At 70.8% G+C, this 12,637-nt stretch carries 11 protein-coding genes and 1 tRNA gene; 8 read left to right on the plus strand and 4 right to left on the minus strand.

Annotated features, from left to right (window positions below):
• Positions 1–30 precede the first annotated feature (30 nt).
• The 3 genes from ACQPYA_RS13085 to ACQPYA_RS13095 all read left to right on the plus strand — a co-directional run bounded on the left by ACQPYA_RS13085 (position 31) and on the right by ACQPYA_RS13095 (position 4,460).
• Complete coding sequence (locus ACQPYA_RS13085) at positions 31–1,500, plus strand: choice-of-anchor M domain-containing protein (RefSeq protein WP_433532851.1); 1,470 nt, start codon at positions 31–33, stop codon at positions 1,498–1,500.
• Positions 1,501–1,590: 90 nt separating this feature from the next.
• Positions 1,591–2,727, plus strand: coding sequence for a WxL protein peptidoglycan domain-containing protein (locus ACQPYA_RS13090; RefSeq protein ID WP_433532852.1), 1,137 nt, complete (start codon positions 1,591–1,593; stop codon positions 2,725–2,727).
• Complete coding sequence (locus ACQPYA_RS13095) at positions 2,724–4,460, plus strand: TIGR03773 family transporter-associated surface protein (RefSeq protein ID WP_433532853.1); 1,737 nt, start codon at positions 2,724–2,726, stop codon at positions 4,458–4,460. The genes ACQPYA_RS13090 and ACQPYA_RS13095 overlap by 4 nt, the downstream gene beginning before the upstream one ends.
• Here ACQPYA_RS13095 and ACQPYA_RS13100 read toward each other — a convergent pair.
• Positions 4,348–4,902, minus strand: a complete 555-nt coding sequence (locus ACQPYA_RS13100) for a TetR family transcriptional regulator (RefSeq protein WP_433532854.1) — start codon at positions 4,900–4,902, stop codon at positions 4,348–4,350. The genes ACQPYA_RS13095 and ACQPYA_RS13100 overlap by 113 nt on opposite strands.
• Before the next feature lie 50 nt (positions 4,903–4,952).
• On the opposite strand from ACQPYA_RS13100, the gene ACQPYA_RS13105 reads away from it, so the two are divergent.
• Entirely contained in the window at positions 4,953–6,659 is a 1,707-nt protein-coding gene (locus ACQPYA_RS13105) for an FAD-binding protein (RefSeq protein WP_433532855.1), read from the plus strand.
• A gap of 6 nt (positions 6,660–6,665) precedes the next feature.
• Positions 6,666–7,475 (plus strand): SDR family NAD(P)-dependent oxidoreductase, encoded by an 810-nt coding sequence (locus ACQPYA_RS13110; protein WP_433532856.1) that lies wholly within the window; start codon positions 6,666–6,668, stop codon positions 7,473–7,475.
• A 116-nt stretch (positions 7,476–7,591) separates the two neighbouring features.
• Here ACQPYA_RS13110 and ACQPYA_RS13115 read toward each other — a convergent pair whose 3' ends face one another.
• Positions 7,592–8,263 (minus strand): alpha/beta hydrolase fold domain-containing protein, encoded by a 672-nt coding sequence (locus ACQPYA_RS13115; RefSeq protein ID WP_433532857.1) that lies wholly within the window; start codon positions 8,261–8,263, stop codon positions 7,592–7,594.
• Between the two features lie 329 nt (positions 8,264–8,592).
• Here ACQPYA_RS13115 and ACQPYA_RS13120 point away from each other — a divergent pair, with 329 nt between their 5' ends.
• The 3 genes from ACQPYA_RS13120 to ACQPYA_RS13130 all read left to right on the plus strand — a co-directional run bounded on the left by ACQPYA_RS13120 (position 8,593) and on the right by ACQPYA_RS13130 (position 11,263).
• Positions 8,593–9,141 carry a TetR family transcriptional regulator gene (locus ACQPYA_RS13120; protein ID WP_433532858.1) on the plus strand — a complete coding sequence of 183 codons (549 nt, stop codon included), beginning with the start codon at positions 8,593–8,595 and terminating at the stop codon, positions 9,139–9,141.
• Positions 9,142–9,187: 46 nt separating this feature from the next.
• Positions 9,188–10,144: an alpha/beta hydrolase gene (locus tag ACQPYA_RS13125; RefSeq protein WP_433532859.1), complete on the plus strand. Its 957-nt coding sequence runs from the start codon at positions 9,188–9,190 to the stop codon at positions 10,142–10,144.
• Between the two features lie 111 nt (positions 10,145–10,255).
• The gene (locus ACQPYA_RS13130; protein ID WP_433533490.1) at positions 10,256–11,263 is read left to right on the plus strand and encodes an RNA polymerase subunit sigma-70; all 1,008 of its coding nucleotides are present in this window, start codon (positions 10,256–10,258) and stop codon (positions 11,261–11,263) included.
• A 75-nt stretch (positions 11,264–11,338) separates the two neighbouring features.
• On the opposite strand, the gene ACQPYA_RS13135 is transcribed toward ACQPYA_RS13130, so the two are convergent.
• Both ACQPYA_RS13135 and ACQPYA_RS13140 read right to left on the minus strand, forming a co-directional pair.
• A complete protein-coding gene (locus ACQPYA_RS13135) occupies positions 11,339–11,923 on the minus strand; it encodes a dihydrofolate reductase family protein (protein ID WP_433532860.1) in 585 nt (194 codons plus the stop codon).
• 453 nt (positions 11,924–12,376) lie between these two features.
• Positions 12,377–12,460, minus strand: a tRNA-Leu gene (locus ACQPYA_RS13140).
• Positions 12,461–12,637: the final 177 nt, after the last annotated feature.

Raw genomic sequence — 12,637 nt, forward strand, 5'->3', positions numbered from 1 at the left:
GCTCAGCAGGGGCGCGGACAGGGAGGAACCATGAGAACACCAGGTGCCCGCGGCCTCGCGGCCCTGATCGGCGGGGTGGTGATCGCGGCCGGATTGGCGCTGACCCCCTCTGCCGCCGCCGCTGCCGAGAAAGTGGTGTTGAGTAAGGGACACACCGACGCGGTCGACATCCACTACGCCGAAGGGCAACTGTCCCTGAAGGTGCACGACGACACGGTCAGCCCGTCGGTGACCCGGGACCCGGCGGACGTGATCTTCCAGGTGCTGCCCGGGGCGGCCATGCCGGTCCCGGACGATTCGCGCTTCGCCTTTCTCGGGCCCGCCGGGTCCCAGGTCTGGCTGCTGCCGCTCACCCAGAACCAGAACCTGCTCTGGCCGGGCTGGAACACCACCAGCCTCGGCGCTGGCCTGTTCACCGGCGACCGGGTCAGGCTCAGCCTCGTCGACGTGACCGGGCCGGGCGCCGTCTCGGTGTTCACCCAGGACACCTTCGGCAGCCCGTTGATCAAGTTCCGCAGCGACGACGGGCTGCCGGACGCCATCGACGTGCCCATCCGTACCCACGCCCACGCCAACTGGGCCTTCAGCGCCGAGGGCGCGTACACGCTGACCTTCCAGGCCGACGCGACGCGCACCGACGGCAGCACGGTCAGCACCGGACCGGTGCCGTACTCCTTCGTCGTCGGCGAACTCGACGGCAGCGGCCCGGAGACCACCCTCTCCATCAGCGGCATGGCCGACGAGTACCAGCCGGGCGACACCGTCACCCTGCGCGCGGTGCAGACGCCGCAGACCGAACTGGACCACTACCACTGGTTCAGCCGGTGCCCCGGATCCGACACCTTCGCGGTCATCCCGGGCGAGGCCGGATCCACCTACACCTTCACCGCGACCCGCGAACTGAACGCCTGCGAGTACCAGGTCCGGCTCTACGGCGACCACCACGAGGTCGTCGCCACCAGCGAGGAGGTGGCGCTCTGGGTCGCCTTCCCGCCGGCTGATCCGGGTACGTCGCAGACGATCACCGCCTCCATCGACCCGAACCAGGGGGCGCTGGTGATCAGCGTCGACCCGGACGACCGGGCCGTCGTGCTGCCGCCGGCACAGCTGTCCGGGTCGGGGGAGCGCTGGGAGAGCGCCGGCTCCCTGCGTCCGGTCACGGTCACCGACACCCGGGCCGCGACTCCCGGCTGGAGCGCCTCCGGCCAGTTGCCGAAGGACTTCGTCAGCGCCGACGGCGCCACCTTCAGCGCGGGTTACCTGGGCTGGACGCCGGAGGTCGTGCGCCAGTCCGGTGGTCAGGGTGTGGTCGCCGGTCCGACGGTCGCGCCGTACACCGTCGGGGTCGGTGGTGGCCTCGGCAATAGCGCGACCCTCGGGTCCGCTCCGGCCGGAGCCGGCCGGGGCACCGCCACCCTCTCGGCCGGCCTGCGGCTGCACCTGCCCACCGAGACCGCTCCCGGCACCTACACCGCGACGCTCACCCTCACCGCCATCTGACCCTGCTCACACCCGGTGACGGGCCGGGCGATGGCCGCTGCCGCCATCGCCCGGCCCCGTCCCGCCACCCTTCGCGAACGGACCACCCGAATGCGTACGCCCGCCACGCTCGCCGTCGTGCTAGCCCTCGCCGCCGGAGCAGTCCTTCCCACGACGCCCCGCTCGGAAGCCCCCGAGCGGGTCGCCACGGAATCCACCGCGGCGTCGTCGCTCACCTGGGGAGTGGCCCCGTCCAGCCCGGACGGTCCCGACGGGCGGCCGGCCTTCGAGTACAAGCTCAACCCGGGAGCCAGGCTCACCGACTACGTGGCCATCACCAACCACTCGGACCAGCCGATCACCCTCGACGTGTACGCCAGCGACGCGTTCACCACCCAGCAGGGCGGCTTCGACCTGTTGGCCGCCACCGAGAAACCGGTCGACGTCGGCGCCTGGGTCACCTTCAGGACCCGGACCCTCACCGTGCCGGCCACGTCCCGGCTGGACGTGCCGTTCACCCTCGCCGTGCCGAAGAACGCCACCCCCGGCGACCATCCCGGCGGCATCGTCGCCTCGCTGGCCGCAACCGGCACCGACGAGCAGGGCAATCAGGTCGCCGTCGACCACCGGGTCGGCGCCCGCGTGTACCTGCGGGTCACCGGCGAGCTGCGACCGGCCCTCGACATCGAGGACCTGGCCGTGACCCACGACGGCAGTTGGCACCCGCTGCGGGGCGGCGCCGTCACCGCCGAGTTCACCCTCCGTAACCCCGGCAACGTCCGGCTGACCGGGCGACCGGAGCTGACCGTCACCGGACCGTTCGGGTTGGCCCGACGCGTCGAGGTGGGCGGGTCGCTGCCGGAGATCCTGCCCGGCGACAGCTATCGGACCAGCGTGCGCCTGGCCGGTGTGCCACCGCTGTTCCGCCTTCAGGCCACCGTCGTCGTCGCGCCGGTGGCCGTGACGCCGGAGGTGCTCGATCCGGCGCCCGGGACCGTGACCCGCCGGGCCGCTCTGTGGGCGCTGCCCTGGCCGCAGCTGGTGATCCTGCTACTCGCCGGGGCCGCCATCTGGCTGGTCGTGCTGCGCCGACGCCGCCGTAGGCGGCAACTCGACCGCGCCGTGGCCTCTGCCCTGGCCCAGGGCCGGGCCGAGGGGGCGGGCAGTCGTCCCGGTGGCGCCCTGCCGGCTGAGGCTGGCACCGATCGCCGTGACACCCCGAACGACACCGAAGGAGACGCCAGATGATCGCCGTACCTCGGCCGGCGGGGCGCGCTGTCGCCGCCGGACGCCGGGTCGCCGCCGTCGCCGCGGCACTGGCGCTGGCCGGATTCGCGGCCGTGCCGGTGCCCGCCGCGGCGGCCCCGCCCGCCGGGCAAGAGACCAGCGAGATCAGCGTGGCTGGCACGGACCTGCTCTCCGTCGCGATGGAGAACGGCGACCTTGACCTGCGGATCCGCGAGACGCTGCCGCAGCGGAAGGAGGCCGTGCGGGATCCGTCCACCGTGTTGCTCGGACCGGACGGCGGCACGCCGGTGCGGGTGCCCGACCACCCCGCGCTCCGGTTCCTCGGTCAGCCGGGACGGGAAATGTGGGCGCTGACCGCCGGAGACCTGCACTTCCCCTACCTGGACACGACCGGCGTGCGCCACGGCGCGGTTCGCGGTGACACCATCGGGCTGTCGCTGGACGGGGTCGAGGGGCCCGGTGAATTCGCCGCCTACACCATCAATGGGCTCGGAAAGCCCACGCCGATCTTCGGCAACGTGGCCGGCATGCCGCGCGACACCCGGCTGCCCGTGGCGACCCGTACCGGCGCGATGGTGTGGCTCTTTGCCGCCGCCGGCGACTATCGGGTCACCGTGACCGCCGCCGCGACCACCACCAGCGGCGATGACGTGAGCGCGGCGGCGGTGTACCGGATCCGGGTCCCGCAGTTCGAGGCGCGGGAGACGCCCCCGTCTCCCGTCCCCGCCCCCGCGCCGGCGCCCGCGCCGCAGGTGGATCGGGCCGCACCCGCCCCGTCAGCGGAATCCGACACGCGGGCGTCGGCTTCCTCGCGGGAAGCCCCACTGGTTGCTCCCGCCGCTGCCGCGACCACGCCGGCGCCGCCGGTCTCCGCAGCCAGCTCCGGGCGCGTGGTCATCGACGACGGGCACGTCGACATGGGCCCGCAACTCGACGGCGCCGACTGGACGATCCGGCTCAAGGACGACACGGTCACCCCGGCCCGGTGGCGCGATCTCGCCGACGTGGTGCTACACGTCAAGGACAACGCGAAGACCACGGTGCCGGCGGGCGCCGACTTCCTCGGCTCACCCGGGGACACGGTGTGGCTGTTGCCGCAGGCCCAGCAGTCCGGCATCGTCTGGCCGGGGTGGAACACCCAGCACCCGTCGGTCATCTCCGGCACCCGCGGCCCGGTCACCTGGACCTTCAAGGGCGCCACCGGCCCCGGTCGGTTCACCCTCTTCCTCACCGGATCCTTCGGCGCCGCCGAGGTCCTGTTCAACTCCGCGACCCGCCTGCCGCAGCGGCTCGCCATTCCGGCCAACACCCATGCGCACGGCAACTGGGCGTTCAGCAAACCGGGCATCTACCGCCTCGCGTTCGAGATGAGCGCAACGACCACGGCGGGAAAGCAGGTCACCGACACCAAGACACTGACCTTCGCGGTCGGTGATGCGACCGATCCGAAGGCCGGCTCCGGCGCGGGCAACGGCTCCGGCAGCGGAGCTGACGGTACGGGCAGCGGAAGCCTGGCGCGGACCGGATCGTCCTGGCGACTGCCCGCCTTCGGCGTCGGGCTCGTCATCGCGGGCGGAATCGTACTGGCGCTGCTGCGTAACCCGCGACGGAAGCACCCGCTCAGGGCAGAATCGCCCGGCGGAGAACGGCCCACGCCCGCTCTGCCGTCAAGGCGCGGTCGGCCGGTGGCATCTTGCCCACCAGGGCGGCGACCATCCCGACTGCCAGCATGACGTCGTCCACCGTCACCGACTCCCTGACGGCTCCCGTCCGATGCGCCTCGCGAAGCGTCCCGGTGAGCGTCGCCTTGACGCGCTCGACGACGACCTCCAGCCGCGGATCGGCGGCGGCCGTGGTGACGATGTCGATGAAGACGACCGAGTTGACCGCCTGGTCGGTGATGGCCTTCAGCAGGTCGTCGAGGACGCAGGTCGGGTCGGCGGCGATGACCTCGAGTTCCGTGACGTTGTCCTCGAAGGCCGCCAGGGCGAGGCTGATCCGGTCCGGAAAGTGCCGATAGAGGCTGCCCTGACCGACGCCGGCCCGCTTCGCGACCGCGCTGAGCGGCGCGTCGATACCGCCCTCGGCGAAGACTTCGAGCGCGGCGGCGACCAGGGCTCGCCGGTTGGCTTGGGCCGCGTTGGGGCCGCGGTTGGCTTTACGGGGGCCGGTCACCGACATAGGGTAACCGGACAGGGTTGTCCGGTTGGTCTGGGAGGGATTCCGTGAGCGAGTGGGACATGGATGTCGACGCCCTCGTCGCGGGGTCGGGCGCGGCTGGGCTCTCCGCGGCGATCGCGGCGGCGGATGCGGGGCTACGGACGCTGGTGCTGGAGAGCACCGACAGGTGGGGCGGCACGACGAACATCAGCGGCGGTGGCCTGTGGATGCCGGCCAACCCACTCATGGCCAAACTCGGCATACCGGACTCGGTCGACGAGGCCCTGACCTACCTGCAGGCCGCGATCGGGGACGTCGGTCCGGCCAGTTCCCCGGAGCGTCGGCAGGCCTTCGTCGAGACGGTGCCGGAGGTGTTCCGGTTTCTGGAGCGACACGGCGTCCGGTGGGTGGCCGCGAAGGACTACCCCGACTACTACCCGGACCTCCCGGGCGGAAAGATCGGCCGCGGGATCGAGGTGGAGCCCTTCGACACCAAGATTCTCGGTGACTGGTTCACGAAGTCGCGCAGCGACGAGAGCTTGCCGCTCGTCCCGTTGCGGACCGACGACGTTTGGCTCGTTTCCCGCGCCTGGTCGACCCCGTCGGGGTTCGGGCGGGGAGCGCGGCTGGTCTTCCGGACCCTCGGCGGCTTCCTGCGGGGAAGACGTCTGTACGGCCTGGGCTCCGCGGTCACGTCGAGCCTGATGGCGATCGTACGGCGCCAGGGCACCGAAGTCCTGTTGAGCACGCCCCTGACCGGCCTCGTCGTCGAGGACGATGCGGTCGTGGGCGCGGTCGCGGCCCGGCCGGACGGGTCACCCGTACGCATTCGCGTCCGCTCCGGCGTGGTGTTGGCCGCCGGCGGCTTCGCGAACAACCGCGAGTGGCGCCAGAAGTACCACGGCATTCACGGATATAGTTCGGCGTCCGAGGGAGACCTCGGCTCCGCGATCCAGATTGCCGAGTCGATCGGCGCTCAGCTGGCGCTCATGGATGACGCGTGGTGGGGCGCTTCAGTTCCGAGTCCCGACCCCGACGGCAAGGCGATGTTCGTACTGGGCGAGCGGTCTTTCCCGTTCGGCCTCGTGGTGGACTCCGAGGGCAACCGGTACACCAACGAGTCGGCAAGCTACATCGACTTCGGGCACGCGATGCTCGAACGGCACAAGACCGTCCCGGCCATCCCGTCATGGCTCATCGTCGAGACGCGCCATCGACGTCGGTACCTGTTCAACCCCCTGCTGCAAGGGGGAAAGAAGCTGCGTGAGGCCGGCATCGTGCGCAAGGCCGACACGATCGAAAACCTCGCGGGCGATCTCGGCATGGACCCGGCCCGGCTGCGCGCGACCATCGACAGGTTCAACTCTTTCGCGCGAACCGGCGTGGACTTCGACTTCGGCCGCGGGCGTACCGCGTACGACCGCTACTACAGCGATCCCCGGGTCAAGCCCAACCCAAACCTCGGCCCGCTGGAGAAGGGGCCGTTCACGGCGATCCAACTCGTTCCGGGCGACCTCGGCACCAAGGGCGGTCTGCTCACGGACGCCGACGCGCGCGTGCTCGACACCACCGGCCGGCCGATCGCCGGACTGTATGCCGCCGGCAACACGACAGCCTCCGTGATGGGCCGCACCTATCCCGGGCCAGGATCGACCATCGCTCCGGCCGTCGTCTTCGGGTATCGCGCGGCACGACATGCGGCGTCCCACCGCCCACCAGGCACGCGAACCGGCAAGGACCGCGAAGAGCCCGCCGCCACGGAACAGGGGTAGCCCACAATGCAGGTAGCAGGGAAGGTCTTCGTGGTCACCGGCGGCGGCAACGGGATAGGACAAGAGGTCGCCCTGAGCCTGATCACCCGTGGCGCGCGGGTCGCCGCGGTCGACCTCAGCGGGACCGGTCTGGCGGGGACCGCGCAGCGTGCCGCCGTGGACGGCCGGAAGCTGACCACACACCCGGTGGACATCACCGATCGTGCGGCGGTCGGGAAGCTACCCGGCGAGGTCACGGCCCTGCACGGCCAGGTCGACGGGGTCATCAACATCGCCGGCATCGTGCACCGCTTCGCGCGGGTGCACGACCTGACGTTCGAGGAGATCGAACGGGTGATGGACGTCAACTTCTGGGGCGTGGTGAACATGACCAAGGCGTTCCTGCCCGTACTGCTGGAACGCCCCGAAGCCAGCCTGGTGAACGTCTCGAGCATGGGTGCGTTGGCCCCGGTACCAGGGCAGAGCGCGTACGGCGCGAGCAAGGCCGCAGTCAAGCTGCTGACCGAAGGGCTCTACGCGGAACTTCGTGGCACATCGGTCGCGGTGACGGTCGTGTTCCCCGGCGGGGTGGGCACCAACATCCTCGCCAACTCGGGGGTGAGTATGGGCGGCCGCAGCGCGGAGTCCAGCGGCACCGGCGCGAAGCTGACCAGCGTCGCGGAGGCAGGCAGGCAGATCATCGAGGCCGTCGAGAAGGGCAGCTATCGGGTCCGCATCGGTCGTGACGCCCGCGTGCTCGATCGACTCGCCCGTCTGATGCCGCAGCGGGCGACCGCGATGCTCGCCGACCGGATGAAGTCACTGCTCGACTCCTGACCGCATGCGGCCCGGTCGCACTCGTTGACGACCCCGCTCAGTCGTCGTCGGTGTCGGACATGCTGCGATCCCAGCGCTCCAGGAGGCAGCCGGCTCGTCGGCGCGTGCGGCGGCGGTCAGGCAAGGGTGTGACGGGTGTGCTCGACGATGCGTCCGTAGGCCGTGAGGACGACGTCGCGTCGCGCGTTGAGGATGTTGAATCCGTGTCCGACACCGGGGAGGTCGACGTGTTCGAGGAGCGCGTCGATGTCCTGGAGACGCCGCGCGTAGCGGACGGCTTCCTCGCGGAGGATGTCCTTCTGCGCCGTGATGACGAGGGCGGGGGCAATTCCCATGAGATCGGCGGTGTCCGCGCCTCCGGCCGGTGAGATGAGCCGGTCGCTTCGCTGCGCCACGTCCGGGCAGTAGACGGTGTCGAAGAGCGGCCCCATCCGCATCAGGAACGTCTCCTTGCCCTCGGCCATCTTGCGCTTCGCGGGCACCGACAGGTCCAGTGGCGGGTACATCAGCACCTGCAGGCCGATCTGCGGAGCGGCGTGCTCGAGCGCGAGGCGCGCCGCCCCGGCGGCCAGGGCCCCGCCGGCGGACTGGCCGCCGATCGCGAGCCTGCCGCCGTCCCAGCACCGCTTCGGCGACGCCGCCCAAAGCGCCACGTCGTAGGCCTGCTCCACCGGGCCGGGGAACCGGGACTGCGGGGCGGGAATGTAGTCGACGTTGACGACCGTGACGTTCGCATGGGCGGCGAGGAAACGACACAGCGGGTCGTCCTGCTCGGGATGACGGAGCACGAAGCCGCCGCCGTGCAGGTTGACCGTACACGCCGTTGCCGGCCGATCCGCCTTTCGGGGCGTACAGGGTCGCAGTGAGCTCGCCATGTCGGGTCGGGATGCGGGTCTCCTCGGTGCGCGCAGGGATCTCCCGGAACGAGATGTCCGGCGCGGTGCGCGCGGCACCGGGCGCCTTCTGCATGAGCGTGGCGATGCCGTCCGCGAGCCACAGGGGTAATGCCACGGCGTGTCTCCTCTCGACAGTGACCGCCCGACTGACGGCGCGGTGTCCAGCCCTTTCACGCGGACCCGGTTCGCGGCGGCCGCATTACGCTGGCGGGGTGCCACGGGTGACGGGTTCGACGAGAGACGCGATCGAGAGGGCCGCGACGCGCCTGTTCGCCGAGTTCGGCTACGCCAGAACCTCGGTGCGGGCGATCGCGGCCGAAGTCGGCGTCGACGCCGCGCTGGTGATCCGCCATTTCCGGTCCAAGGAACAGCTGTTCGTGGCCGCTGTACGCCTCGACCTCGCCTTCCAGGAGGTCCTTGACGGGCCCGTGGAAGCACTCGGGCCCCGATTGGTGGAGTACCTGCTGGAGGCGGACGAGCGGGCACGGGGAGTCTTCCTCGCCCTGGTGCGCGCCAGCGACGCCGGCCAGGTCGAGTCCGTGCTGCGCAGAACCCACGAGGCCGAGTTCGTGACCCCTTTGCGGCGGCGGCTCACCGGCCCCGACGCGCAGTTGCGGGCGCGGCTGGCTGCCGCCGTGGTGGCGGGGCTTCTCTACTCGCTCTGGGTGGTCCGCGACGAGGCTGTTGCTGCCGCGCCCCGCGACCTCGTCGTCGCGCGGTACGGTGCCGCGTTGCAAGAGATCCTCACCCCCGCCGGGAGCCTCTACTAAAGTCAACAACGTTGACATGGTGTCACGCCAGCCGCATGGTGGGGGCATGGACATCGAGGTCGTCGACCCCGCGTTGCGCCGCCCGGTGCAGAAGCTACCCGTTCCGAAGGTCACGAGCCGGTTCATGCGCTCCGTCATCCGGTGGGCGGGGCACCACCTGCTGCGCGCCTACCGCGTCGACGGGGTGACGGTGCGGGACGTGCGGGACGGGGCGGCGCGCATCCGCGTCTACGAGCCGGAGGTGCGACGGAGCACCGCGGCGGTGCTCTGGGTGCACGGCGGCGGCCTGGTCATCGGATCGGCCAAGCAGGACGACCGGCTCTGCGGCGAGACCGCGGCGCGGCTCGGCGTCGTGGTCGTGTCCGCGGAGTACCGCCTCGCCCCGGAGGCGCCGTTCCCCGCCGCGCTCGACGACGCGGAGGCCGCCTGGTCGTGGCTGCAAGGGAATGCCGCGTCGCTCGGCGTCGATCCAGCGTGGGTCGCGATCGGGGGCGAGAGCGCCGGCGGTGGGATCGCCGCGTGCCTGACCCAGCGGCTGCATGACATCTCCGCCGTGCAACCGGTTGCGCAGTGGCTGTTCTGCCCCATGCTCGACGACCGCACCGCCGCCCGCCGCGAACTCGACGCCCTCGACCACTGGGTGTGGAACAACGAGGCCAACCGCTTCGGATGGGCCTCCTACCTCGGAGCCGAGCCCGGCGCCGCCCAGCTGCCCCCGTACGCCGTCGCCGCCCGTCGCGACGACCTGCACGGCCTGCCTCCCGCGTGGATCTGCGTCGGCGACATCGAACTGTTCGCCGACGAAAACCGCGCCTACGCGGAACGCCTACGCGCCGCCGGCGTCGACGCCACCCTCGACGTGATCCCCGGCGCCCCGCACGGCTTCGAGAACTGGGCTGCCGACACCTTGCCGGCACGCACCCTGGTGGGCAGAGCGCAGGCGTGGCTCGCCGACCGCCTGAGCGTCGCACACCACGACACCCCCGCAGCCGCGCGGGAATGACGCATCCGCCCTGACGGACGGCCCGGTGTCAGCGGCTTCACCGATCAGAATTCTTCCGCCACGTCGTCGGTTTCTGGTAGCCCCCTCGCACCGGTGGAAGGATTGGTGACCATGACCGACGCTAGACCGCTGGGTGCCGACGAGGCCGCGTTCATCGCGGTGGTTCGCTCAGGCGATGCGGCGCGGTTTGCGCAGATCACCGAGCGCCACCGGCGTGAGCTGCAGGTGCACTGCTACCGGATGCTCGGGAACTACGAGGACGCCCAGGACATGACGCAGGAGACGTTCCTGCGAGCGTGGAACAAGCGGGAGTCGTTCAAGGGCCACGCTGCGCTGCGGACCTGGCTGTACCGCATCGCGACGAACGCCTGCCTTGACTTCCTGGAGAAGCGCAACGACCGCACACCCGTACCGTCCGGGCTGTCGAACTGCGGCTCCGAGGTGCTGTACCTGCAGCCGTACCCCGACCGGATGCTCCCCGAGGACCCGCAGGACTCGGTGGTGGCGCGGGAGACGATCGAGCTGGCGTTCATCGTCGCCGTCCAGCACCTGCCGCCGCGGCAGCGGGCGGTGTTCATCCTGCGCGACGTCGTCGGCTGGCCGGCGTCGAAGGCCGCCGACGCCCTCGATCTGACCATCGCATCGGTGACCAGCGCGTTGCAGCGGGCGCGCGTGACGATGCGCGAGCAGCTGCCCGACCGCCGCCTCGACTGGCGGAGCCCCGCCGCCCACGAGCTGTCGAGTGACGAGCGCGGCGTGGTCAAGTCGTACATCGACGCCCATGAGCGCAACGACCTCGACGGGCTGATGTCCCTGCTCCGCGACGACCTGCGCTTCGTGATGCTGCCCGAGGCGGGCACCTCGGTCATCACGGCCAAGGACGCGGTGGACGGCTGGGTCTCCGGTGGGCTCTTCCAGCCCGGCTACGACGACTGGCGCTGTATTGCCACGACGGTCAACCGCATGCCCGCCGCCGCGCTGTACCTCCGCACCCCTGACGACCCGGAGTACCGGCTGTTCAACATCGCGGTCCTGCACATCGTCGACGGGAAGATCGCCGAGCTCACCGGATTCGACGCCACCGACAAACCATGGCTGGACCTGCCCCCGACACTGTGACCAGACAAGTCCCCGTCGTCGACGACTCCAGCGCCACGGGCCGGCGTCACCGAAGTCACCGCGGAATGGCCGTGCTCATCGCCTCGTCTCGTATCGGGTCAGCACGACGCCGCCGGGAAATATCCGCGTCTCCACGAGGTTCAGGTTCACCCAGCTGTCCAGCGCGGTGAAGAACGGCGTGCCGCCGCCCACCAGGACCGGCACGGTGACCAGCATGTACTCGTCGATCAGCCCGGCCCGCATGGCCGCCCCGGCGAGCGTCGCGCCGCCGATGTCCATCGGGCCGGCGTCCTCTGTCTTGAGCCGGGTGATCTCGGTGACCGCGTCGCCGGTGACCAGGCGGGTGTTCCAGTCGACCGTGCTGGTCGTCGAGGAGAACACCACCTTCGGCATGTCCCGCCAGCGGCGGGCGTACTCGATCTCCGCCGGTGTGGCGGCGGGCTGCTGGTCGGCGGTCGGCCAGTGGGAACTCATCGCCTCCCACAGCTTGCGCCCATACAGCGCCAGGCCCGTCGCCCCCACCCGGTCGGACCACCACTGGAACAGCTCGTCGCTCGGCGACGAGTCCGGTCCCTCACCGCCACTCCAGCCGAGGTCGTCGCCGGGCGCGGCGATGTAGCCGTCCAGGGTCACATTCATGCCGAAGGTCAGTTTCCGCATCACGCCAGCCTCTCGTAAGTCGATCTCATACATACAGACGGGCGCGGCACGAAAACCTCATCGGTGCGCGCTGCCGGCAGACACCGGGCCACCGCGCGGACATGGCCAGCCAACCGCATCGGCGAAGACGGTCATGAGACGTACGCCGATCCGACAGGCGGACACTCCGACAACACTCCCGCAGGATCTGATGCGTCCTGGCCGACACGGAGGGCATGGTGCGAGCGCCGGCAACGGGCCAGCCGTCAGCGCACGAAGCACCGTTCGGCACCGCCAACCTGCAACCGCCCTGGCAGCTCGAACACGAGGTCAGCTCGCGCATCGGCGCAGCCCGGGCCAGCGAATGGCGGCAAAACTGGCTTGCGTCCGCCGGACGCACTGACTGCCGCTCCGCCAGCAGGCCGTAGTATCAGCGCACGCGCACTCAAGATGCGCACCGATGCCAAAAATTTGTGTCCGAGGGGGGACTTGAACCCCCACGCCCTATACGGGCACTAGCACCTCAAGCTAGCGCGTCTGCCATTCCGCCACCCGGACCTGCTCCGTCCAGCCTACCGCGCCGGCCTCGGTGGTCCACCACCCGTAGGCCGCCCGGCGGGCCGCACGGGGAGTTACTGTACACGCCGCAGGTGGATCATGCACATCGGCGTTCGGGGTCCGTCCGGGGCGGCTCGACTGGGTTCGGGACGGCCTCTTTACGCCGATGGGTCGGGT

Source organism: Micromonospora sp. CA-263727, assembly GCF_050942455.1.
GTDB lineage: Bacteria > Actinomycetota > Actinomycetes > Mycobacteriales > Micromonosporaceae > Micromonospora.

Bases quoted from the DNA above. Each gene is read 5' to 3' on its own strand.
- ACQPYA_RS13085 (WP_433532851.1), top strand. From the start codon at position 31: ATGAGAACACCAGGTGCCCGCGGCCTCGCGGCCCTGATCGGCGGGGTG.
- ACQPYA_RS13090 (WP_433532852.1), top strand. From the start codon at position 1,591: ATGCGTACGCCCGCCACGCTCGCCGTCGTGCTAGCCCTCGCCGCCGGA.
- ACQPYA_RS13095 (WP_433532853.1), top strand. From the start codon at position 2,724: ATGATCGCCGTACCTCGGCCGGCGGGGCGCGCTGTCGCCGCCGGACGC.
- ACQPYA_RS13110 (WP_433532856.1), top strand. From the start codon at position 6,666: ATGCAGGTAGCAGGGAAGGTCTTCGTGGTCACCGGCGGCGGCAACGGG.
- ACQPYA_RS13125 (WP_433532859.1), top strand. From the start codon at position 9,188: ATGGACATCGAGGTCGTCGACCCCGCGTTGCGCCGCCCGGTGCAGAAG.
- ACQPYA_RS13130 (WP_433533490.1), top strand. From the start codon at position 10,256: ATGACCGACGCTAGACCGCTGGGTGCCGACGAGGCCGCGTTCATCGCG.
- ACQPYA_RS13135 (WP_433532860.1), bottom strand. From the start codon at position 11,923: ATGCGGAAACTGACCTTCGGCATGAATGTGACCCTGGACGGCTACATC.